This is a genomic window from Kitasatospora sp. NPDC090308, from assembly GCF_044769485.1.
In the GTDB taxonomy this organism is placed as follows: domain Bacteria; phylum Actinomycetota; class Actinomycetes; order Streptomycetales; family Streptomycetaceae; genus Kitasatospora; species Kitasatospora fiedleri.
This window is the reverse complement of the sequence record NZ_JBIVXY010000017.1, coordinates 49,526-71,432: the sequence shown is the minus strand read 5'-3', so window position 1 is coordinate 71,432 and position 21,907 is coordinate 49,526. Positions and strand designations below refer to the sequence as shown.

Sequence of the window (21,907 nt, the reverse complement as noted above, 5' to 3'; positions counted from 1 at the left end):
GGCCGGCGCCGTCCGGAAACGCCGAGTCCCCCCGGAGCCCGGAGGCTTCGGGGGGACGGCGGCCGAAACGGGTCGGGGCGGGGCCCCGGACGGTCAGCTGCAGCCGCTGGTGGAGCCGCAGCCCTCGCAGAGGTAGCAGCTGCCCGCGCGGCGCATCTTGGTGCCGCAGGAGAAGCAGAGCGGGGCGTCGGCGTTCAGGCCGAGCCGGATCTCGGCGAGCTCGGTCGAGTTGTGCGCGGCCGGGGCGGCCTTGGGCTGCTCGACCAGCGGGAGCGCGACGTGCGGCTTCTCGGGGGCGAGCGGGGCGGACTGGGCCAGCGACTCGATGTCGACGTCGTCCTCGGCCGGCTCGTAGGAGCCGGTCTCCAGGTGCCGGGTGCGCTCCTCGACGGAGTGGATGCCCAGCGCGGAGCGGGTCTCGAAGGGCAGGAAGTCGAGGGCCAGCCGGCGGAAGATGTAGTCCACGATGGACTGCGCCATCCGCACGTCCGGGTCGTCGGTCAGGCCGGCCGGCTCGAAGCGCATGTTGGTGAACTTGGCGACGTACGTCTCCAGCGGGACGCCGTACTGGAGGCCGACCGAGACGGCGATGGAGAAGGCGTCCATCATGCCCGCGAGGGTCGAGCCCTGCTTGGACATCTTGAGGAAGACCTCGCCGAGGCCGTCGTCCGGGTAGGAGTTGGCGGTCATGTAGCCCTCGGCGCCGCCGACCGTGAAGGAGGTGGTGATGCCGGGGCGGCCCTTGGGCAGGCGCTTGCGGGTCGGCCGGTACTCGACGACCTTCTGGACGGCGGGGGCCGGGGCGGCGGCCTGGGCGGGGGCCGGAACCGCGGCCGGGGCCTTGGTCTTGGCCGAGAGCGGCTGGCCGACCTTGCAGTTGTCGCGGTAGATCGCCAGCGCCTTGACGCCGAGCTTCCACGCCTCGAAGTAGATCTCCTCGACGTCCTCGACGGTGGCGTTCTCCGGCATGTTGACCGTCTTGGAGATGGCGCCGGAGATCCACGGCTGGATCGCGGCCATCATCCGGACGTGGCCCATCGGGGAGATCGACCGCTCGCCCATCGCGCAGTCGAACACCTCGTAGTGGGCGGGCTTCAGGCCGGGCGCGTCGATGACGTTGCCGTGCTCGGCGATGTGCGCGACGACCGCCTCGACCTGCTCGTCCTGGTAGCCCAGGCGCTTGAGGGCGCGCGGGACGGTGCCGTTGACGATCTGCATCGAGCCGCCGCCGACCAGCTTCTTGAACTTGACCAGGGCCAGGTCGGGTTCGACGCCGGTGGTGTCGCAGTCCATCATCAGGCCGATGGTGCCGGTCGGGGCGAGCACCGAGGCCTGCGCGTTGCGGAACCCGTTGCGCTCGCCGAGCCGGAGCACGTCGGCCCAGGTCTCGTTGGCGACCGACCAGACCGGGGTGTCCAGGTCGTCCAGCGGGGCAACGGCGGCCGAGGCGTCCGCGTGCTGCTTCATGACCCGGCGGTGCGGGGCGGCGTTGCGGGCGTAGCCGTCGTACGGGCCGACCACGGCGGCCAGTTCGGCGGAGCGGCGGTAGGCGGTGCCGGTCATCAGCGAGGTGACCGCGCCGGCCAGGGCGCGGCCGCCGGCCGAGTCGTAGGCGTGGCCGGTGGCCATCAGCAGGGCGCCGAGGTTGGCGTAGCCGATGCCGAGCTGGCGGTAGGCGCGGGTGGTCTCGCCGATCTTCTCGGTCGGGAAGTCGGCGAAGCAGATGGAGATGTCCATCGCGGTGATGACCAGCTCGACCACCTTGGCGAAGTTGACCGCGTCGAACGAGTCGTCGTCGCGGAGGAACTTCATCAGGTTCAGCGAGGCCAGGTTGCAGCTGGAGTTGTCCAGGTGCATGTACTCGGAGCACGGGTTGGAGGCGTTGATCCGGCCGGACTCGGGGCAGGTGTGCCAGTGGTTGATCACCGAGTCGTACTGGATGCCCGGGTCGGCGCAGGCCCACGCGGCCTCGGCCATCTTGCGGAACAGGCCCTTGGCGTCGACGGTCTCGATGACCTCGCCGGTCTTGCGGCCGCGCAGGCTGAAGGTGGTGCCGTTCTCCACCGCGGTCATGAACTCGTCGTTCACCCGGACCGAGTTGTTGGCGTTCTGGTACTGGACGGAGGTGATGTCGTCGCCGCCCAGGTCCATGTCGAACCCGGCGTCGCGCAGCGCGCGGATCTTCTCCTCCTCCTTCACCTTGGTCTCGATGAAGGCCTCGACGTCCGGGTGGTCGACGTCCAGCACGACCATCTTGGCGGCCCGGCGGGTCGCGCCGCCGGACTTGATGGTGCCGGCCGAGGCGTCGGCGCCGCGCATGAAGGAGACCGGGCCGGAGGCGTTGCCGCCGGAGGAGAGCAGTTCCTTGGAGGAGCGGATCCGGGACAGGTTCAGGCCGGCGCCGGAGCCGCCCTTGAAGATCATGCCCTCTTCCTTGTACCAGTCGAGGATCGACTCCATGGAGTCGTCGACGGACAGGATGAAGCAGGCCGAGACCTGCTGCGGCTGCTGGGTGCCGACGTTGAACCAGACCGGCGAGTTGAAGCTGAACACCTGGTGGAGGAGGGCGTGGGTCAGCTCGTGCTCGAAGACCTCGGCGTCGTCCGGGGAGGCGAAGTAGCCGTGCTTCTCGCCAGCGGCGCGGTAGGTCAGCACCACCCGGTCGATGATCTGCTTGAGGCTCCACTCGCGCTGCGGGGTGCCGACCGCGCCGCGGAAGTACTTGCTGGTGACGATGTTGACCGCGTTGACCGACCAGAAGTCGGGGAACTCGACGCCGCGCTGCTCGAAGTTGATCGACCCGTCGCGCCAGTTGGTCATCACCACGTCGCGGCGCTCCCAGGTGACCGCGTCGTACGGGTGGACCCCAGGGGTGGTGTAGATGCGCTCCAGCCGCAGCCCGGCCTTGGGGGCCTTGGCTCCCTTGGCGGCCTTGTCCGACTTCGACCCTCGTGCGGACCCGCTCGTGGTGTCTGTCACTGCTCCTGCTCCTCCTCCTGGGCAAACGCCCGAAGTGCCCGGAAAAGTCCGGGCACGACTGGTTCGTTCCGTCCGCACGCGGGCAGGGCGGAACCCCACCACGGCACACGGGTACTGCGGGGTACTACGGGTACTGCGCTGCATGCGCGGAAAAGGGCGCGCGAAGGCGCCGGCGGCCGTCCTAGGGGACGGGCACCGGTTCGGGGGCGGCCGGCCGCTCGGCCCGCAGCTCCGCGATCGCCGCCTCGAAGTCCTCGAGGTTGTCGAACGCGCGGTAGACCGAGGCGAACCGGAGGTACGCCACCACGTCCAGGTCCTTCAGCGGACCGAGTATGGCCAGGCCCACGTCGTGGGTGGAGAGCTCGGCGCTGCCGCTGGCCCGCACGCACTCCTCGACCCGCTGGCCGAGCTGAGCCAGCGCGTCCTCGGTGACCGGGCGGCCCTGGCATGCCTTGCGGACGCCGGAGATCACCTTCTCGCGGGAGAAGGGCTCGGTGACGCCGCTGCGCTTGATCACCATCAGGGTGGCGGTCTCGACGGTGGTGAACCGCCGACCGCAGTCGGGGCACTGGCGGCGGCGACGGATGGAACTCCCGTCGTCGCTGGCCCGGCTGTCCACGACTCGGCTGTCCTGATGCCGGCAGAAGGGGCAGTGCACCTGGAACTCCCTCCCTACCCGTCCAACGGCATACAACAGTCATTACTCTACCCGCTAGACACAACACCTGTGCCCAACCAGAGACTAGACCACTAGATGTAGTGCGGGACACTTCACCACGCCGAGTGAACGGGCGGTTCCGGAGACAGCCTCCGGGGCCGCGCCATAGACTGTTCGAGTCGAACAAGCAATCGACTTACACCCGGAGGCTTGATCAAGTCAGCCAACCTCGAATAAGTTCACTCGAACGTGTGTTTGGCGCAACCTTTCGATAGAGGGGCCAGTTGAGCTGGGCAGATGGAGCACCAGCCCGACGAGAGGGTCGCCGCGATGTCCACCCCCAGCGCCACCAGCGTCATGCACACCGCCGAAGCCAAGACCGCCATCCCGGTGCAGGAGCGTCCCGCGCGCACCGCTGACCAGGAGAGCATGGACCAGACCATGAGCCGCAGTCAGTCGATCGAGGAACCCCCGCTCGGTGCGTCCGTCCCCGTCGCCCGCTCCCTCCCCGGCCGCCCGCCCGGCATCCGCACCGACGAGGCCGGGCTGACCGAGCGCCAGCGCCGGGTCATCGAGGTGATCCGGGACTCCGTTCAGCGGCGCGGCTACCCGCCGTCCATGCGCGAGATCGGCCAGGCCGTCGGCCTGTCCTCCACCTCCTCCGTCGCGCACCAGCTGATGGCGCTGGAGCGCAAGGGCTTCCTGCGGCGCGACCCGCACCGCCCGCGCGCCTACGAGGTCCGCGGCGTCGAGGTGGCCCGCCCGGCCGCGGCCGAGACCTCCGGCCGGCCGTCCACCTCCTACGTGCCGCTGGTCGGCCGGATCGCGGCCGGCGGCCCGATCCTGGCCGAGCAGACCGTCGAGGACGTCTTCCCGCTGCCCCGCCAACTGGTCGGCGAGGGCGAGCTGTTCGCGCTGACGGTCAAGGGCGACTCGATGATCGACGCCGCGATCTGCGACGGCGACTGGGTGACGGTCCGCAAGCAGCCGGTCGCCGAGAACGGGGACATCGTGGCCGCGATGATCGACGGCGAGGCGACGGTCAAGCGGCTCAAGCGCGAGGACGGGAAGATCTGGCTGATGCCGCACAACGCGGCGTACGAGCCGATCCCGGGCGACAACGCGACCATCCTCGGCAAGGTGGTGGCGGTGCTGCGCCGCCTCTGAGCGCACGGCACGACGAGCGCGCGGCACCACCGGCGAACGACCGCCACGTGCGAGGGCCGGCCCGAACTGTTCGGGCCGGCCCTCGCACGTGGCGGTCGTTTCGGTGCGCACGGCGCACGGCGCACGGCGGACCGGCGACCGGCCGGTCAGCGGCTAGCGCGGCCTGACCGGCGGGGCCGAGGCGTCGATCGCGGCGAGCGAGCGGCGGACCTGGTTGCGGTCGGTGGTGTACCAGAAGTCCGGCATGGAGGAGCGGAAGAAGCCGCCGTAGCGGGCGGTGGCCAGCCGCGGGTCGAGGACGGCGACGATGCCCTTGTCGTCGGCGGCCCGGACCAGCCGGCCGGCGCCCTGGGCCATCAGCAGCGCGGCGTGGGTGGCGGCGACGGCCATGAAGCCGTTGCCGCCGCGCGCCTCGACGTCCTTCTGCCGGGCGCTCATCAGCGGGTCGTCGGGCCGCGGGAAGGGGATGCGGTCCATCACGACGAGCTGGCAGGCGGAGCCGGGCACGTCGACGCCCTGCCAGAGCGAGAGGGTGCCGAACAGGCAGGTCCCGGCGTCGGAGGCGAAGGCCCGGATCAGCTCGCCCAGGGTGTCCTCGCCCTGGAGCAGGATCGGCACGTCCAGCCGTTCGCGGAGCTTCTCGGCGGCGGTCTGGGCGGCCCGCATCGAGGAGAACAGGCCCAGGGTGCGGCCGCCGGCCGCGCCGATCAGCTCGGCGAGCTCGTCCAGCATCTCCGGCCGGTCGGGCTCCCGGCCGGGCGGCGGGAGGTGCTTGGCGACGTAGAGGATGCCCTGCTTGGGGTAGGTGAACGGGGAGCCCACGTCCAGGCCGCGCCAGTACGGCGGGGCGTCCTCCCCGGTCTCGGCGGCGGGGCCGTCGGGGGTGCGGTGGTCGGGGAGCCTGGTCTCGCCGGGCAGGCCGAGCGAGGCGGCGACGCCGTTGAAGTCGCCGCCGAGCTTGAGGGTGGCGGAGGTGAGGACGACCGAGCGGTCCCGGTACAGGTTCTCCCGCAGCAGGCCGGAGACGGAGAGCGGGGCGACCCGCAGCGAGGCGGTGCCTAGGCCGTAGCGGTCGGAGCGCTCGATCCAGACGACGTCGTACTCGGAGCCGGTGAGCAGTCGGTCCGCGGTCTCGTGCAGCGTCTCGGCGGAGGCCATCGCCTGCTTGCGGACGGCGTCCTCGTCGGTGAGGCCCTTGTCGCGGGTCTCGCCGAGCGAGGTGATGACCTGGCGGCAGGCGTCCCGGATGCCGGCCACCGCGTAGCCGAGGTACTCGGGGAGTTCGTCGACCTGGCCGGGCTGGGCGGTCTCCATCAGGCCGTGGAAGTTCTCGGCGGCGGCCTGGAGCGCGTCCACCGCCTTCTCGTTGGCGAGCTTCGCGGCGCGCTTGACGGCCCGGTTGACCGCGCCGACGGTGAGTTCGGCGGTGGCCGCGCCGGTGACCCGGTTCACCAGCTCGTGGGCCTCGTCGATGATCAGCAGGCCGTGCTCGGGCAGCACGGGGGCGCCCTCGATCGCGTCGATCGCGAGCATGGCGTGGTTGGTGACCACCACGTCGGCCAGTTTGGCGCGCTCGCGGGCCAGCTCGGCGAAGCACTCCTCGCCGTAGGCGCAGCGGGAGGCGCCCAGGCACTCCTTGGAGGTCACGGCGAGCTGGGCCCAGGCCCGGTCGGAGACGCCGGGGGTGAGGTCGTCGCGGTCGCCGGTCTCGGTCTCCTCGGCCCACTCGCGCAGCCGGAGCACGTCCTGGCCGAGCTTGCCGGTGGGGCCGCCGAGCGCGTCGACCGGGTCAAACAGGCCCTCGCCCTCGTCGCTCGGGGTGCCCTCGTTGGCGCGGTGCAGGCACAGGTAGTTGGAGCGGCCCTTGAGCATGGCGAACAGCGGGCGGCGGCGCAGCACCGGGTGCAGTGCCTCGACGGTGCGCGGCAGGTCGCGTTCGACGAGCTGGCGCTGGAGGGCCAGCGTCGCGGTGGCGACCACCACCCGGTCGCCGTGGGCGAGGGCGGGCACCAGGTAGGCGAGGGACTTGCCGGTGCCGGTGCCGGCCTGGACGAGCAGGTGCTCGCCCTCGTCGACGGCGGCGGAGACGGCTTCGGCCATCCGGACCTGCCCGGGCCGCTCCACGCCGCCGACGGCGGCGACGGCGGCGTGCAGCAGCTCGGGCAGGCGGGAGGCGGGGACCGGCGCGGCGGGTTCGGCCGTCTCCGGGCCGCCGGGCAGGGGTTCGATGGTGTCGTTCGTCATGTCGCCCCCAGCCTACGGGGCGGGACTGACAATCCTGACCCGCTGGACGGGGAGCTGCGCGGTGCTGTGCAGCGGGTTGTCGACCTGGCCGTGGACGGCGGCGTGCGGGCGGTCGGGGCGGTCCCGGTAGCCGTCGAGCAGGAGGCGGTTGCGGTTCAGGCAGAGCCGGTCGATCCGGGGCTTGAACAGGTCGAACAGCCGGTGGCGGTCCGCGAGTTCGGGGAAGCGCCGCTGGCAGCCCAGGATCTCCGCGCGCAGCAGCTCCCAGAACTCCGGCTCCGGCAGGTCGAGTTGCTCCTCCAGCAGCGGGGCGAGGTAGCGGTAGACGCCGATGAACAGGCCGGAGTGCAGGAACTGGCAGAGGTAGTCCGGGTCCTCCCGGTTGAGCACCCCGGCGATGTCGACGGGCAGGTCGGCGAGTTCGGGCAGCGGCCGGTCGCTGAGGTTGACGTCGTCGACGAAGTCCTTGACCGCGAGCCGGACCGGGACGTCGTCCCGGTCGAAGACCACGATGGCGTTCTCGCCGTGCGGGGAGAAGACCAGCCCGTAGCGGTACAGGAAGTGCAGCAGCGGCGGCAGCATCGCGGCGAACAGCCGGCTCACCCACTCCCGGGGCGCCAGGCCGGAGCGGGCGATGAGTTCGGCGGTCAGCGCCCGCCCGTCCGAGCCGGTCTGCAGCAGCGCGGCCAGCGTGCGGGCCCGCTCGCCCGGCTCCAGGTGGCGGCCGAGCGGTTCGCGCCAGATCGCGCCGAGCAGTTCCTTGTACTGGTAGGGCGCGTCGGGCAGGTCCCGGTACAGCGGGTGCTCGACGGTGACCGAGGCGATCTCGCCGAGCAGCACCACCCGGCACTCGTCGCGCAGGTACGGGTCCTGGTCGCGCAGGCGGTGGATCCAGGCGGTGACGGCGGGCGCGGCGAGGGCGCGTTCGGTGGGCAGGCCGCGCCAGACCAGGGTGTTGAGGATGGCGAGCGGCAGTTTGACGGTGCAGCGGTCGGGGCGGCTGAGGTTGAAGAAGGAGCGGATGGACTGCTGGGGCAGCCGCAGGTCGCCGTCGCTGGGCAGCGGGACGATCCGGCCGTCGGCGATCCACGGCGCGAACAGGCCGACCACGGTCTCGTCCCACTGCCAGGGGTGCACCGGGAGCAGCCAGAACTCGTCGGCGCGCTCGCCCAGTTGGGTGCGGAAGGCGGGGTCGAGTTCGGTGCGGTAGATGGCCGGGTCGCCGCGGAACTCGGCCAGGCTCTTGTGCACGGCGAGCCAGGGCAGGGTGCGGGGCAGCCGGGCCTCCGGGGTCCAGCCGGCCGCGTCGGTGGCGGAGAAGCCGATCCGGCCCTTGTTGGCGACGATCCACGGGTGGCCGGTCTGCCGGCCCTCCAGGGCGACGTGGTCGAGGTCGGCGAGTTCGGCGGCGCTCAGCGCGGTGGCCCGCAGGTGGGCGTCGGCGATCAGGGTGGCGGTGAGTTCGCGGACCAGGTGGCCGGTGGTGTCGCCGCTCATCCCGAGGACGTGCCGGGCCTGCTGGAGGAAGCGCAGCGGGTCGTCGCCGCCCTCGATCGACGCCGGATCGACCCGCCAGCTCCCGTACGCGCCCCGGCGGGCGGCGAACCGGTAGTCGGCGTCCGGGAGCCGCACCAGGTGGCGGCCGTCGCCGTCGGGCCGCGGGTGGAGCAGTTCCTCGTAGGCGAATTCGCCGAGCAGTTTGGCGAGCATGTCCCGTCCGGCGGCCTGCCAGTGCCCGGTGGTGAGCTGGGGTGGCAGGTGGAGTACGGAGTCAGCGGCTGGCTGCTGCACGCTCGGTCCCTTCCTGGGGTCGTGGGAGTGTCGCCGACGGCGGCGGGGCGGATGCCGGGAGGAACGTGGTCCAGGCGGTGCGGTGGGGCAGCGGGTGGAGCGTCTTGCCCGCGACGGCGTTGAGGATCACGGCGGCGCGGTGGGCGCCGAGCCCGAGGTCCGGGGTGCCGACTCCGTGAGTGTGCAGCTCCGCGTTCTGGACGTACAGACCGCCGGTGAGTTCCGGCCGGGTGGCGACCCGGTGGTCGAGGTCGACCCGGTAGCGGCCCTGCCCGTCCCAGTCGATCAGCTCGGCGATCGGGTCGAGGGCGGCGGGGCGCACCGCCCGGTAGCCGGTGGCCAGCACCACGGCGTCGGTGCGGACCAGGTGGCGGCGGCCGGAGTCGCCGTGCCGGCAGTGCAGTTCGAGCCCGCCGCAGGGGCCCTGGGCGGCTTCGGTGACGGCGGTGCCGGGCAGGATCTCGACCGGTTCGGCGTCGATCGGGCGGCCGACGGTGCGCTCGTACAGGTGGTCGTGGATCTCGGCGAGCGTCTCGGCGCTGGCGGCCTTGTGCAGCTGCCACTGGGCGGGGACGAGGGCGTCCCGGACGTCGGCGGGCAGGCCGTGGAAGTAGCGGGTGTAGTCGGGGGTGAACTGCTCCAGGCCGAGCTTGGAGTACTCCATCGGGGCCAGTGCCCGGGTGCGGGTGAGCCAGCGCAGCCGGGTGCCGTCGCCGGCCCGGTGCCGGAGCAGGTCGAGGAAGACCTCGGCGCCGGACTGGCCCGATCCGACCACCGTGACGTCCCGCGCCGCGTCGAGGGAGCGGCGGCGTTCCAGGTAGTCGGCGGAGTGCAGGACGGCGGGGTGCCGGCGCAGCGGGGCGAAGGCCTCGGGGCGGGCGGGTTCGGTGCCGATGCCGAGGACCAGGTTGCGGGCCCGGTGCACGGCGCCCGCGGCGTGCACCAGGTAGAGCTGGTCGGCGGCGTCCCAGTGCACGGCGGTGACGGGCTGCCCGAAGCGGCAGTTGGGGAGCCGTTCGGCGGCCCAGCGGCAGTAGTGGTCGTACTCGCGGCGGGGCAGCTGGAAGCGCTCGCTGAAGTAGAACGGGAACAGCCGCTGCTGGTCGCGCAGGTAGTTGAGGAACGACCAGGGGTTGGTGGGGTCGACCAGGGTGACCAGGTCGGCCAGGAACGGCACCTGCATCCGGGCGCCGTCGACGAGCATGCCGGGGTGCCAGCGGAACTCGGGCCGGGCGTCGAGGAACAGCGCGCCGACGGTCTCGGCCCGGTCGGCGAGCGCGGCCAGCGAGAGGTTGAACGGGCCGATGCCGACGCCGATCAGGTCGTACGGCTCGGGCTGCTGGCCCGCCGTGTCGTCATGGGGAGTCATGTCGTCCTAGGTATCGGCGGTGGTGTCGGCGCGCCGGCGGACCATCAGGGCGGCGCGCTTGTCGGGCAGGTCGAGGTCGGCGACGCGGTCGAACCCGGCGCGCGCGAACGCCCGGACGGAGGGCGTGTTGCGGACGTCGGGTTCGGCGAGCACCCGGGTGCAGCGCGGTTCGCGCTCCAGCAGCCGGGTGGCGATCGCGTCGAGGAGCGGGGCGGCCAGGCCCCGGCCGCGGGCGGCGGGGGCCAGCAGCAGGTGCACGCCCAGGTCGTGCGGGCGGGCGGGGTAGTGCGCGGCCAGCGGGTCGAGGTCGGCCCGGTACAGCTCGAAGTAGCCGGTGGGCACGGTGTCGAGCAGGGCCAGCGCGGGGCGGCTGCGGCCGTCGCCGTCGAGCTGGGCGGCGAGGTGCTCCGCGGTGGTCCGCGGCGGGCCGGCCAGGGCCCACCAGCGGTCGGTGTCCGGGTCGTTCATCCAGCCGGTGAGCAGGTCCAGGTCGGTGGCCGGCCGCACGGTGCGCAGGACGAGTTCGCCGACCGCGGTGGGTATCGTGCCGGTCTCGGGCATCACGCCCGGGCCACCGGGTTGTCGATCTCGACGTACACCGACTGGGTCTCGACCGGGCCGACCAGTTCGTCCAGGCCGTGCAGCCGGGTGAGCAGGTTGGCCTTGCAGCGCAGGGTGGGGGCGTCCAGCAGGTGGGCGGGGAGCGCGGAGCCGGTGGCGGTGGCGGCGGGGCCGGACAGGAAGCGGCGCAGCGCGGCCAGCAGCAGTTGCTCGTCGGCGAGGCCCTGGGAGCCGAAGGCGCCGATCAGGCCGAGCACGTGGTTGATGCCGAGGTAGTAGGCGAAGCGCTCGTCGGCGACCGCGTCGGGCACGAAGGTGTCGCTGTGCGCGCCGAGTCCGGGCAGCCGGGCGCGCAGCCGGTCGGCGTGCGAGGCGCGGAAGTAGTAGCCCTGGTTGTCGCGGTAGCGGCCGCCGGCGGGCCAGCCCTGGGCGTCCAGCAGGACCAGGCTGTTCTGCTGGTGGGCCTCCAGGGCGATACCGGCCCGCCCGTCCAGCCAGAGGATCGGCAGCACGACGGTGTCCAGGTAGCGCAGGAACCACTCGGTGGCGACGGTCGGCACCGGGCGGCCGGTGCGGACGGCCAACTCGGCCAGCACGTCGGCCAGGTGCGAGCCGAGCCGGTCCAGGGGCTGCTCGGCGACCAGCCCGGCCACGCACAGCGCCCGGTCGGCGGGCCCGAACGGCAGCCGGCGCAGCACGGTGTCCAGGCCGTTGGGGTCGCCGAGCGCGGGGTGGTCGACGCCGATCCAGGCCGGGTCGCGGACGATGTCGAAGCCGGGGTGGGCGGCCCGCCACTGGGCGGCCAGGCCGGACTCCAGCAGGCGGTGCACCTCGGTGCCCCGGTGCAGCTCCTTGCGGAGGTTCTCCCGGCGGGAGTTGGTGATCCGCAGGCCCAGCGACAGCTTGAGCATCCACGGGGTGCCGGGGCGGCAGACGGTGCGCACCGAGCTGGTGGGGTGCCAGGGCTCGCCGTGCTGCCCGAGGTCGGTCAGCAGGCCCTGCTCCAGCAGGTCGGCGACGGCCGGGCGCAGCGCCAGCTCGCGGGCCTGCCAGGGGTGCAGCGGCAGGGCGGCCGTCCCCGCGGGCAGCGGGCGGCCGTACAGGTCGGCGGTGAGCTGCTCGGCGGGGGTGCCGGTGGCGCTGTCGCCGGCCAGCAGCGAGCGGTGCACGGCCCACCAGTACAGCCGGAACGAGCCGTGCAGCTCCGGGGAGTAGGCGGCGGACTGGGCGGGGCCGAGGCCGTCGCGGCTCTTCGGGGTGGGGTGCAGCGGGTGGCCGAGCAGCAGCGACTGCTCGGCGCGCAGGAACGCGTCGGCGGGCGCGGCGGGGGCGGCCCGGCGGTGGGTGAGGATCTCCGCGGTGCGGGCCGAGGAGTCGGCCACCCGGGCGGTCAGGTCGGCGAGTTGACCGGGTTCGGGGCGGCCGGTGGCACCGGCCACCAGGGCGGCGACGGTGACCGCGTCGACCGGGTGCTCGGCGGCGCCGGTGGAGACGGTGGCCGGGCCGAACCGGTGCCAGCCGCAGGCCGACCAGTGCCGCACCGGCGCGGACAGCTGGGCGGCGCCGCCGAGCACCGGGATCCGCAGCAGGTCGCCGTCGGGGCGCTCGGCCGCGGTCTCCCGGGCCCAGCAGCGCAACAGGCTCTCGGTGGCGGCGTGTTCGGCGGCCACGGCCGGGTCGGGGTCGAGCAGCGGGTCCGGGGTGGGGTGCCCGGCCGCGGGCCGGGCGGCCGGGGGGACGCCGGTGAGGGTGCTGGCCAAATCCGCTCCTTGTAGCCGCGTGACTGCCTACGGGTAAGGGTTGCCTGTCCACCACCACCGGGCACAAGGACGGATCACTCGTTCCGGTGAGTTTCGGGCGATCCCTCACCCGCAGGTGTGAGCGGACGGCACCCTGACGGACCGTCACCATCACGGTTCGATGACCGGACGTCAACGGAGGGGCACCGCGCGCCCGCCGCTCCGGGCCCGGGTGGAAGACTGTCCCGGGAGTCGGTCCGTTCTGGGGGGTTGATGGTGAGGGCACGGGGAGTGGTGGCCCTGCTGTCCGCGGTCGCCGTGGTGGCGGGCGGGACGAGCGCCTGCACCTCGACCGGCGGTCGCGGGGGCGACGGGGAGCCGCGCAGCTTCGCCGAGTTGAAGCGCTGGGGGTACGCCGAGTGGGACGGCTGGGCGCAGCGCCACGGCTTCCGCAACCCGGCGGTGCCGGGCCTGTGGAGCGCCGACCGGATGGACCAGGCCCCGCCCCGGCAGCCCGCCCCCGCCGCGGACGGGCCGGCCGCCCCGCCGCCCGCCACGCCGTCGCCGTCGCCGTCGCCCTCTGTGGACGCCCCGGCCGCCGCGTCCGCCGGCACCACCGCGTCCGCCACCACCGGCGCGCCGTCCGCGCCGCCGCCGGTGGCCGCCCGGCCGGTGCCGCGCCCGTACACCAGCTACCCGGCGTCCGGGAAGGTCTTCACGACCGCTCCGAACGGCGGCACCGGCCAGTGCTCGGCCACCGTGGTCGCCGACCCGAACCACCCGGGGAGGAGCAACCTGGTGTGGACGGCCGCGCACTGCGTGCACGAGGGCAAGGGCGGCGACTGGTACCGGAACCTGGTGTTCGTCCCGGCGTACAACAGCTCCGGCGCGGCCAGCGACCACCGCCGGGCGGCGCTGGCCGAGGTCGCCCCGCTCGGGCAGTGGTGGGCCGACAAGGTGATCACCTCGCCGCTGTGGACCACCGAGGGCACCAAGGGCGGGGGCGCCGCCAACCAGTACGACTTCGCGGTGATCAAGGTGCGCGGCCCGGAGGGCGAGACCCGCTCGCTGGAGGAGGTCATCGGCACCGCCGTGCCGGTCTGGTTCGACGCCCCGCGCGAGCAGCTCGCGATCCAGGCCTGGGGGTACCCGGCGCTGGCCCCGTTCGACGGGCAGGAGTTGGAGCTCTGCGACTCCGGCCGCCCGGGTTCGCGCGGCTTCGACCCGGCCCGGCCCCCGATGCTGGTGATCGGCTGCACCATGACGGCCGGCGCGTCGGGCGGCGGCTGGTTCGCCGACGGCCCGGACGGCCGCCAGCGGCTGGTCAGCAACACCTCGATCGGCACCCAGGCGCACACCGCGCTCAACGGCCCCTACCTGGAGGACGTGGCCCGCCAGGCGCTCGACTACATCTCCCGGAAGTGACGACCGCCCGTCGCCTCCGCCCGATCCGACCCGACCCGACCCCGGGGGAACACCCAATGACCGACCAGCACCGCACAGCGCGCCGAGTCCGGAACGCGGCCGCGGCCGCCCTGGTGACGGTACTCGCCGTCACCACCGCCGGCTGCACCCAGAAGGCGCTCCCCTCGCCGCCGCCCGCCGAGTCCTCCTCCGCGTCGAAGGAGGCCGTCGACATCGGCGCACTGCAGAACTTCCTGTCCCGGGTGCCGAACTGGAGCTCCGACGACTGGAAGGAGTGGGCCTCCAAGAACGGCTTCAAGCCGGAGGACATCGAGGCGATCAGGAGCTTCTGGGACACCAAGAAGCCCTCAGACCCCAAGAAGACCACCGTGATCACGCCGGACGAGAAGGCCCCCAGCATCCGGGACGTGGTCTTCCCGCCGACCGTACCGGCCAAGGCCCAGCCGCACCCGTACGCCGCGGACACCGCCGTGATCGGCAAGATCTTCTTCGAGACGGACGAGGGCCAGGCGGTCTGCTCGGGCACCGTGGTCTCCGACCCGAACAACCCGGGGAAGAGCAACCTGGTCTGGACGGCCGCGCACTGCGCCCACGGGGGCAAGGGCAAGGGCTACTTCACCAAGGTGATGTTCGCGCCCGGCTACAACCGCACCGGCGTCACCAGCAACGGCAAGGGTCGGGACGCCACCTGGGAGCAGGTCGCCCCGCTGGGCCGCTGGCTGGCCACCGGCATGCTGGTGATGCCGCAGTGGACCCAGGAGGGCAGCATGGTGGGCACCGCGGCCAACCAGTTCGACTTCGCGGTGATCCGGGTGGCCTCGCTGGACGGCTCGGACGTCTCGCTGGAGGAGACCGTCGGCGGGTCGGTGCCGATCCTGTTCAACGCCGAGCCGGAGGACATCACCGCGCCCAGGGCGTACGGCTACCCGGCCGGGAAGCCCTACGACGGCGAGGAGTTGGAGCACTGCGACTCCGGCGCCAAGCTGACCCCGTTCGTCTTCGACCGCTCGCGCCCGCCGATGCTGGCCATCGGCTGCACCATGACCGGCGGCTCCTCCGGCGGCGGCTGGCTGACCAAGCAGGGCGGCCGGACGATGCTGTTCTCCAACGTCTCGATCGGCGACAACGCCAACCGCTGGCAGGCCGGGCCGACCCTCGGCCCGGACGCCAAGAAGATGTTCGACGCCTTCCTGGTGAAGTAGCCGCGACGACGAACGGGCGGGTGGCGCACCCCGGGGTGCGCCACCCGCCCGTTCCTCCGCCGCCGGGACGGCCGGTGCCGGTGCCGGGTCGGTCAGGCCGTGACGACCGCGTACCGCTCCAGCTCGGCGGCCAGTGCCGTCGCCACCTTGGCGTGCAGCAGGGTGCCGTCCGCGGTGTGCTCGGTGGAGATCAGCTCGCCCTCCGCGTGCACCCGGGAGACCAGGTCGCCGCGGGTGTAGGGGACCAGGGCCCTGACCTCCACCGCGGGGCGGGGCAGTTCCTGGTCGATCAGGGCGAGCAGCTCCTCGATGCCCTGACCGCTGCGGGCCGACACCACCAGGGCGTGCGGCTCGCGGCGCAGCAGGCGCTGGAGGACCAGCGGGTCCGCCGCGTCGGCCTTGTTGATCACCACGATCTCCGGCACGTTCTGCGCGTCGACCGAGACGATCACCTCGCGGACGGCGGCGAGCTGGGTCTCCGGCTCGGGGTGCGAGCCGTCCACCACGTGCAGGATGAGGTCGGCGTCGGCGACCTCCTCCATGGTGGAGCGGAACGCCTCGACCAGGTGGTGCGGCAGGTGCCGGACGAAGCCGACGGTGTCGGCCAGGGTGTAGAGCCGGCCGCTCGGGGTCTCGGCCCGGCGGACCGTCGGGTCCAGGGTGGCGAACAGGGCGTTCTCCACCAGGACGCCGGCGCCGGTGAGCCGGTTGAGCAGCGAGGACTTGCCCGCGTTGGTGTACCCGGCGATGGCCACCGAGGGGACGTGGTTGCGCCGCCGCTCCTGCCGCTTGGTGTCGCGGCCCTTCTTCATCTCGACGATCTCCTTGCGGAGCTTCGCCATCTTCTCGCGGATCCGCCGCCGGTCGGTCTCGATCTTGGTCTCACCGGGACCGCGGGTGGCCATGCCGCCGCCCGAGGAGCCGGAGCCACCGCCACCCATCTGCCGGGACAGCGACTGGCCCCAGCCGCGCAGCCGCGGCAGCATGTACTGCATCTGGGCGAGCGAGACCTGCGCCTTGCCCTCCCGGGACTTGGCGTGCTGGGCGAAGATGTCCAGGATCAGGGCGGTGCGGTCGACCACCTTGACCTTGACCACGTCCTCCAGGTGGATCAGCTGGCCGGGCGTCAGCTCGCCGTCGCAGACCACGGTGTCGGCGCCGGTGGAAGCGACGATGTCGCGCAGCTCCTTGGCCTTGCCGGAGCCGATGTAGGTGGCCGCGTCGGGCTTGTCGCGGCGCTGGATCACGCCGTCCAGGACTTCGGAGCCGGCCGTCTCGGCGAGGGCGGCGAGCTCGGCCATCGAGTTCTCCGCCTCCTCCAGCGTGCCGTCCGTCCACACGCCGACGAGCACCACGCGCTCCAGGCGGAGCTGGCGGTACTCGACTTCGGTGACGTCCTGCAGTTCGGTGGAGAGGCCGGCCACGCGCCGGAGCGCGGCGCGCTCGGAGCGGTCGTACTGCTCTCCGTCGTAGTTGCCGAGGCCCTCGTCGATCGCCGCGAGGTCCTCGTCCATCAGGGCTTCCGCCTTGAGGTCGGCGAGCCGGCTGGCGGACTCGCTCGATCGGGTGCGGCTGTCGAACGTGGAGGTCATTTCATCCTTGGGTTGATCGGATCGTGCTCTCGGACAACACGGCGGAGCCGCCGTGAATTCCCCACGATGGTTGCACGTCCGCCGTGCCCGAGTCATCCCTTTTACCAGCCGCCCCGTCCGGGTCGGCACCCGCCCCCGCCGTCCCGTCCCCCGCCGCCCCGTCCGCCGCCGTCTCGGGACCGCCGGGCCGGTAGACGTCGTACACGCCGGAGACCCGGAGCACCGCGCGCATCACGGCGGGCAGCGCGGCGGCGTCGGGCAGCTCCAGGGTGTAGCTGTGCCGGACCCGCAGCTGGCGGGGCGGCTCGACCTCGGCGGAGAAGATGGAGACGCCCTCGCCGGAGATCGCCGCGGTCAGGTCGGCGAGCAGCCGGGGGCGGTTGAGCGCCTCGGCGTGCAGAGTGGCCCGGTAGCCCCACTGCGGGGCGCCGCCGGGCAGCCAGCGGACCACGACCGGGCGGCGGCCGCCGTGCAGCATCCGGGTGCCGGTCGGGCAGCCCGCCCGGTGCACCGCGACGGCCCCGCCGCGCAGCACGATGCCGGTCACCTCGTCGGGCGGGACGGGCGTGCAGCAGCGGGCCAGCCGGACGGCGGCGCCGGGCAGGTCGGGCACCTCGGCCGGGGCGACGGCGGCGGGCGGCGCGACCGGGGCCCCGGCGGCGGGGACGGCCGGGGCCCCGGTCTGCTCGGGCACCTCGGCGGCGGGGGCGGCCGGACGGGCGGCCAGCCGGCGTTCGACGGCGAGCCGGGCCCCGGGGGTGCGGACGTACTCCAACCACTGCGGGTCGGGCCCGCTGTCCTCGCCGTCGGGGGCGAGCAGCAGGCCGAGCATGTCGCCGTCGCGCAGTTCGGTGGAGAGCGCGGCGAGCCGGCCGTTGACCCGCGCGCCGATACATCGGTGGCCGGTCTCCTCGCCGAGCAGGTAGGCGGCGTCCAGGCAGCTGGACCCGGCGGGCAGGTGCAGGGTGGCGCCGTCCTCGGTGACGGCGGTGATCTCGCGGTCGTCGCGCAGGTCGGCGGTGAGCGCGGACCAGAAGGCGTCCGGGTCGGGGGTGTCCTGCTGCCAGTCGAGCAGCCGGGCCAGCCAGCCGGGGCGGGCCGGGTCGGTGCGGTCCTCGGGGTCGTCGGCGGCGCCCTGCTGCGCGGTGCGCGGGTCGCCGAGGGCGACCACGCCGGTCTCGGCGACCTCGTGCATCCGCCGGGTGCGGACCAGCACCTCGACCACCTCGCCGCCGGGCAGCGCGACGGCGGTGTGCAGCGACTGGTACAGGTTGAACTTGGGGGCGGCGACGAAGTCCTTGAACTCGCCGGGCAGCGGCGTCCAGCAGGTGTGCAGCTCGCCGAGCACGGCGTAGCAGTCGGCGTTCTCCTCGACCACCACCAGCAGCCGCCCGAAGTCGGCGGGCCGCAGTCCGGCGCCGTCCGGCCCGGCCCCGCGCTTGATCATCACCCGGTGCAGCGAGACCAGGTGCCGGGGGCGGACGGTGACCGCGGCGGGGACGCCGGCCTCGCCGAGCTGGCGGCCGAGCTCGGCGGCGAACGGGGCGAGCACGCCGTCCGCCCAGCCCTCGGCCACCGCGCCGGTGTGCTCGTACTCCTCGGGGTGCAGGGTGGCGAAGACGATGTCCTCCAGCTCCGCCTTGACCACCTGGATGCCGAGCCGTTCGGCCAGCGGGATCAGCACGTCCCGGGTGACCTTGGCGATCCGCACCCGGCTGGCGGGCTTCATGTGCCGGATGGTGCGCATGTTGTGCAGCCGGTCGGCGAGCTTGATCACCATCACCCGGACGTCGTCGCCGGTGGCGACCAGCATCTTGCGGAAGGTCTCCGGCTCGGCGGCGGCCCCGAAGTCGACCTTCTCCAGCTTGGTGACGCCGTCGACCAGGTACGCCACCTCGGGCCCGAAGTCCTCGGCGACCTGATCGAGCGTCACCTCGGTGTCCTCGACGGTGTCGTGCAGCAGCGAGGCGACCAGCGCGGTGGTGTCCGCGCCGAGCTGGGCGAGGATCATCGTCACCGCGAGCGGGTGGGTGATGTAGGGCTCGCCGCTCTTGCGGGTCTGCCCGCGGTGGCTCTCCTCGGCGACCCGGTACGCCCTGGTCAGCAGCGGTACGTCGGCCTGCGGGTGGTGCACCCGGTGGGCCTGGACGATCGGCTCGATGGCGTCGGGGACGGGCGTCCGCCCGGTGGCGAGCAGCGCCGCCCGGCCGGCTCGGCCGAGTGCCGCGCGGCTGAACCGGCTCGCCTGCTGCTTGGACGGCGAACCCGCCAACTCGGAGCGGATGGTCATCTGCACCTCCGGCAGCAACACCGGAGCGACGGCCGACCCGGTGGTCCATGCTACCGAGCAGAGCACGTTCCGCGAGCCCCCGCTTCCCCTCTGTCACTCGGATCACTCGAACGGGCGGATTAGCCGGAGGGCCGGGTGGGAAGCGGGAGCTGACGCACCGTCGCGCTGACCTGCGGTCAGACCAGGACGCCCTCGGCGACGATCACCGCGGGGCCGGTCATCTCGATCCGGCCGTCCGGGAACTCCTCGATCACCAGCCGCCCGCCGGGCACGTCCACGGTGTAGCGCACCGCCTCGCCGGTGACCGCCGGGTCGGCGCCGTCCCGCCGGATCGCCGCCACCGCGACGGCGCAGGCGCCGGTGCCGCAGGAGCGGGTCTCGCCGGAGCCGCGCTCGTGCACCCGCATCGCCACGTGCCGCTCGCCGCGGTCCACCACGAACTCCACGTTCACGCCCTGCGGGTACGCGCCCGCGGGGGCGGTGGCCGGGGCGTCCAGCAGGGTGCCCGCGTGCGCCAGGTCCTCGACGAAGGCGACGGCGTGCGGGTTGCCCATGTTGACGTTCAGCGCGGGCCAGCTGCGCCCGTCCACGGTGACGGTGATGCCGTCCGGGCCGGGCAGCACGGCGCGGCCCATGTCCACGGTGACCTCGCCCGGGGTGCCGTCCGGGCCGTCCTCGGCGATCCGCACCCGCTTGACCCCGCCGCGGGTGGCCACCGCCAGCTCGCCCGGCTTGGCGTGCCCGGCGTGCACCAGGTAGCGGGCGAACACCCGCACCCCGTTGCCACACATCTCGGCGATCGAGCCGTCCGCGTTGCGGTAGTCCATGAACCACTCGGCCTGCCCGGCCGCCCCCGCCGCCGCGGGCTCGGCCGCCGAGCGGACCACCCGCAGCACGCCGTCCGCGCCGATCCCGGCCCGCCGGTCGCACAGCTCGGCGACGGTGGCCGCCGACAGGTCGATCCGGCCGTCCGGGTCGGGGAGGATCACGAAGTCGTTCTGGGTGCCGTGCCCCTTGAGGAAGGCCGTTCCGCTGGTACCGCTGCGCTCGCTCACACCGCCGATGGTAACGAAACCGGGCCGCTCCGACCTCGGGCGGACGGCCCGTGAGACGGGGGCGGACCCGGCGGACGGGGCCTGGCCCCTGTCCGGCCGATCCTGCCGGGCGGGGCCTAGCCGCGCAGGTGGACGACCCGCCAGACGGCGAGGGCCACGGCCACGGCGGCCAGCAGGGTGTACAGCACGATGGCCTTCCACCCGGCCCGCTCGGTGCTGCCGCGGCGCGGCACGCCCGGCCACTTGTACCCGGCCCGGCGGGCGGCCATCGCGCCCCAGCCGACCGAGGCGGCGGTGATCAGCAGGCCGAGCATGCCGATCATCGCGGTGGCGCCCTCGCTGCCGAAGGCCAGCGGGAAGGCGAACATCAGCGAGCCGAACATCACGGTCGCGGCGATCGGCAGGATCTGCCACCAGCGCAGCCGGCGGCGCGGCCGGATGTCCCGCTCGTGGACCACGCCCGGCGCGGCGGCCAGGTCGTCGATCGCGGGCAGTGCCACCGCGTACGAGGTGGTGGGGACGGCGAGCTCGGGGAGGGTCTCGGACCCGTCGGAGACGTCGCCGAGCAGCTCATCGGTTTCGGGGCCGGTACCCGTTGACACGCGGCCTCCCCTGACGGCTCGACACGAGCTCCGGAGCTCGCGGGCGGTGAGGCCGGCCCGCGTGCCGGGCCTCGGTGGTACCGATGATGGCACGTACCAACACGCCCGCAGGGGGTCGCACGGCTTGATCGGGTGATCCGATGCCAGGACGTGATCCCGCCGTGACCGCCGGTACCTCCTGCACCTGCGTCTGCCGGTGCAGACGCCGCGAGCCTGGCCGAATACCTCCGCCGGGCAGCCGGAAACCGCCGGTCAGCCCGCCCGGTGGGACGCTTCCGGACGGTGGATCAGTTCCAGTGCGCGGCCCAGCAGCTCGACCGGATCGGCGCCCTCCGGCCGCTCCAGCCAGTGGATCCGCGGGTCCCGGCGGAACCAGGACTCCTGGCGCCGGGCGAACCGCCGGGTGGCCCGCACGGTCTCCGCCCGCGCCTCGTCCTCGGTGCACTCCCCCGCGAAGAACGCCAGCACCTGCTGGTAGCCGAGCGCCCGGCTCGCGGTCAGCCCCTCGCGCAGCCCGGCCTCCTCCAACTCCCGCACCTCGTCCAGCAGCCCGGCCTCCCACATCCGGTCCACCCGCAGCTCGATCCGCCGGTCCAGCTCCGGGCGCGGCACCCGGACGCCGATCTGCACCGCCGGGTACACCGCCCGCTGGGTCGGCAGGCTGGCCGTGAACGGCCGGCCGGTGATCTCGATGACCTCCAGCGCCCGGACGATCCGCCGCCCGTTGCTGGTCAGGATCGCCTCCGCCGCCGCCGGGTCCAGCTCCGCGAGGCGCCGGTGCAGGGGGCCGGGGCCGACCCGCTCCAGCTCCTCCTCCAGCCGGGCCCGGACCGCCGGGTCCGTCCCGGGGAACTCCATCTCGTCGATCGCCGCCCGCACGTACAGGCCCGAGCCGCCGACCAGCACCGGCACCTGCCCGGCCGCCAGCTGCCGGTCCATCTCCGCCCGCGCCAGGCCCTGGTACTCGGCCACCGAGGCGGCCTCGGTCACCTCCCACACGTCCAGCAGGTGGTGCGGGACGCCGCCGCGCTCCGCCGCCGTCAGCTTGGCGGTGCCGATGTCCATGCCCCGGTACAGCTGCATCGAGTCGGTGTTCACCACCTCCCCGCCGAGCTCGCGGGCGATCGCCACCGCCAGGTCGGACTTGCCGGCCGCCGTCGGGCCGACCACCGAGACCACCCGGGGCGGGGTGTCGGGACGCGTGGAAGGGGAAGAAGAGGAACCGCTCACCCC

Annotated in this window: 15 protein-coding genes; 3 read left to right on the top strand and 12 right to left on the bottom strand. The window is 73.5% G+C overall.

Annotation, left to right across the window (positions count from 1 at the left end; translation table 11 throughout):
- Window positions 1–93: 93 nt before the first annotated feature.
- Both ACIQVD_RS29470 and nrdR read right to left on the bottom strand, forming a co-directional pair.
- Entirely contained in the window at window positions 94–2,979 is a 2,886-nt protein-coding gene (locus ACIQVD_RS29470) for a vitamin B12-dependent ribonucleotide reductase (RefSeq protein WP_402292239.1), read from the bottom strand.
- 181 nt (window positions 2,980–3,160) lie between these two features.
- Complete coding sequence (nrdR, locus tag ACIQVD_RS29465) at window positions 3,161–3,637, bottom strand: transcriptional regulator NrdR (protein WP_282202721.1); 477 nt, start codon at window positions 3,635–3,637, stop codon at window positions 3,161–3,163.
- A gap of 441 nt (window positions 3,638–4,078) precedes the next feature.
- Here nrdR and lexA point away from each other — a divergent pair, with 441 nt between their 5' ends.
- Complete coding sequence (gene lexA / locus ACIQVD_RS29460; protein WP_400690510.1) at window positions 4,079–4,804, top strand: transcriptional repressor LexA; 726 nt, start codon at window positions 4,079–4,081, stop codon at window positions 4,802–4,804.
- A 153-nt stretch (window positions 4,805–4,957) separates the two neighbouring features.
- Here the strand turns inward: lexA and ACIQVD_RS29455 are convergent, their stop codons facing one another.
- The 5 genes from ACIQVD_RS29455 to ACIQVD_RS29435 all read right to left on the bottom strand — a co-directional run bounded on the left by ACIQVD_RS29455 (window position 4,958) and on the right by ACIQVD_RS29435 (window position 12,529).
- Window positions 4,958–7,048 carry an ATP-dependent DNA helicase gene (locus ACIQVD_RS29455; protein ID WP_402292238.1) on the bottom strand — a complete coding sequence of 697 codons (2,091 nt, stop codon included), beginning with the start codon at window positions 7,046–7,048 and terminating at the stop codon, window positions 4,958–4,960.
- Between the two features lie 12 nt (window positions 7,049–7,060).
- On the bottom strand, window positions 7,061–8,758 hold the full coding sequence (locus ACIQVD_RS29450) for an IucA/IucC family protein (protein ID WP_402292269.1): 1,698 nt from the start codon (window positions 8,756–8,758) through the stop codon (window positions 7,061–7,063).
- A gap of 61 nt (window positions 8,759–8,819) precedes the next feature.
- A complete protein-coding gene (locus ACIQVD_RS29445) occupies window positions 8,820–10,208 on the bottom strand; it encodes a lysine N(6)-hydroxylase/L-ornithine N(5)-oxygenase family protein (protein ID WP_402292237.1) in 1,389 nt (462 codons plus the stop codon).
- Between the two features lie 6 nt (window positions 10,209–10,214).
- Entirely contained in the window at window positions 10,215–10,769 is a 555-nt protein-coding gene (locus ACIQVD_RS29440) for a GNAT family N-acetyltransferase (protein WP_400690364.1), read from the bottom strand.
- Window positions 10,769–12,529, bottom strand: a complete 1,761-nt coding sequence (locus ACIQVD_RS29435; RefSeq protein WP_402292236.1) for an IucA/IucC family protein — start codon at window positions 12,527–12,529, stop codon at window positions 10,769–10,771. The genes ACIQVD_RS29440 and ACIQVD_RS29435 overlap by 1 nt, the downstream gene beginning before the upstream one ends.
- A gap of 273 nt (window positions 12,530–12,802) precedes the next feature.
- Between ACIQVD_RS29435 and ACIQVD_RS29430 the strand changes: the two genes are divergently transcribed.
- The gene (locus ACIQVD_RS29430) at window positions 12,803–13,933 is read left to right on the top strand and encodes a trypsin-like serine peptidase (RefSeq protein WP_402292235.1); all 1,131 of its coding nucleotides are present in this window, start codon (window positions 12,803–12,805) and stop codon (window positions 13,931–13,933) included.
- A 56-nt stretch (window positions 13,934–13,989) separates the two neighbouring features.
- Window positions 13,990–15,135, top strand: a complete 1,146-nt coding sequence (locus tag ACIQVD_RS29425; protein WP_400690356.1) for a trypsin-like serine peptidase — start codon at window positions 13,990–13,992, stop codon at window positions 15,133–15,135.
- Between the two features lie 92 nt (window positions 15,136–15,227).
- On the opposite strand, the gene hflX is transcribed toward ACIQVD_RS29425, so the two are convergent.
- The 5 genes from hflX to miaA form a co-directional block, all read right to left on the bottom strand.
- Window positions 15,228–16,727, bottom strand: coding sequence for a GTPase HflX (gene hflX / locus ACIQVD_RS29420; protein ID WP_100840403.1), 1,500 nt, complete (start codon window positions 16,725–16,727; stop codon window positions 15,228–15,230).
- A 1-nt stretch (window position 16,728) separates the two neighbouring features.
- Entirely contained in the window at window positions 16,729–19,017 is a 2,289-nt protein-coding gene (locus tag ACIQVD_RS29415; RefSeq protein WP_402292234.1) for a RelA/SpoT family protein, read from the bottom strand.
- A gap of 176 nt (window positions 19,018–19,193) precedes the next feature.
- Window positions 19,194–20,072 carry a diaminopimelate epimerase gene (gene dapF, locus ACIQVD_RS29410; RefSeq protein ID WP_402292233.1) on the bottom strand — a complete coding sequence of 293 codons (879 nt, stop codon included), beginning with the start codon at window positions 20,070–20,072 and terminating at the stop codon, window positions 19,194–19,196.
- 116 nt (window positions 20,073–20,188) lie between these two features.
- Entirely contained in the window at window positions 20,189–20,674 is a 486-nt protein-coding gene (locus tag ACIQVD_RS29405; protein WP_282202716.1) for a hypothetical protein, read from the bottom strand.
- A gap of 252 nt (window positions 20,675–20,926) precedes the next feature.
- Window positions 20,927–21,904: a tRNA (adenosine(37)-N6)-dimethylallyltransferase MiaA gene (gene miaA, locus ACIQVD_RS29400; RefSeq protein WP_402292232.1), complete on the bottom strand. Its 978-nt coding sequence runs from the start codon at window positions 21,902–21,904 to the stop codon at window positions 20,927–20,929.
- Window positions 21,905–21,907 lie beyond the last annotated feature (3 nt).

Excerpts from the sequence above, each read along its gene's own strand:
- ACIQVD_RS29455 (WP_402292238.1), bottom strand. The coding sequence starts at position 7,048 with ATGACGAACGACACCATCGAACCCCTGCCCGGCGGCCCGGAGACGGCC.
- ACIQVD_RS29445 (WP_402292237.1), bottom strand. The coding sequence starts at position 10,208 with ATGACTCCCCATGACGACACGGCGGGCCAGCAGCCCGAGCCGTACGAC.
- ACIQVD_RS29440 (WP_400690364.1), bottom strand. The coding sequence starts at position 10,769 with ATGCCCGAGACCGGCACGATACCCACCGCGGTCGGCGAACTCGTCCTG.
- hflX (WP_100840403.1), bottom strand. The coding sequence starts at position 16,727 with ATGACCTCCACGTTCGACAGCCGCACCCGATCGAGCGAGTCCGCCAGC.
- ACIQVD_RS29425 (WP_400690356.1), top strand. The coding sequence starts at position 13,990 with ATGACCGACCAGCACCGCACAGCGCGCCGAGTCCGGAACGCGGCCGCG.
- lexA (WP_400690510.1), top strand. The coding sequence starts at position 4,079 with ATGAGCCGCAGTCAGTCGATCGAGGAACCCCCGCTCGGTGCGTCCGTC.
- ACIQVD_RS29415 (WP_402292234.1), bottom strand. The coding sequence starts at position 19,017 with ATGACCATCCGCTCCGAGTTGGCGGGTTCGCCGTCCAAGCAGCAGGCG.
- ACIQVD_RS29450 (WP_402292269.1), bottom strand. The coding sequence starts at position 8,758 with ATGCTCGCCAAACTGCTCGGCGAATTCGCCTACGAGGAACTGCTCCAC.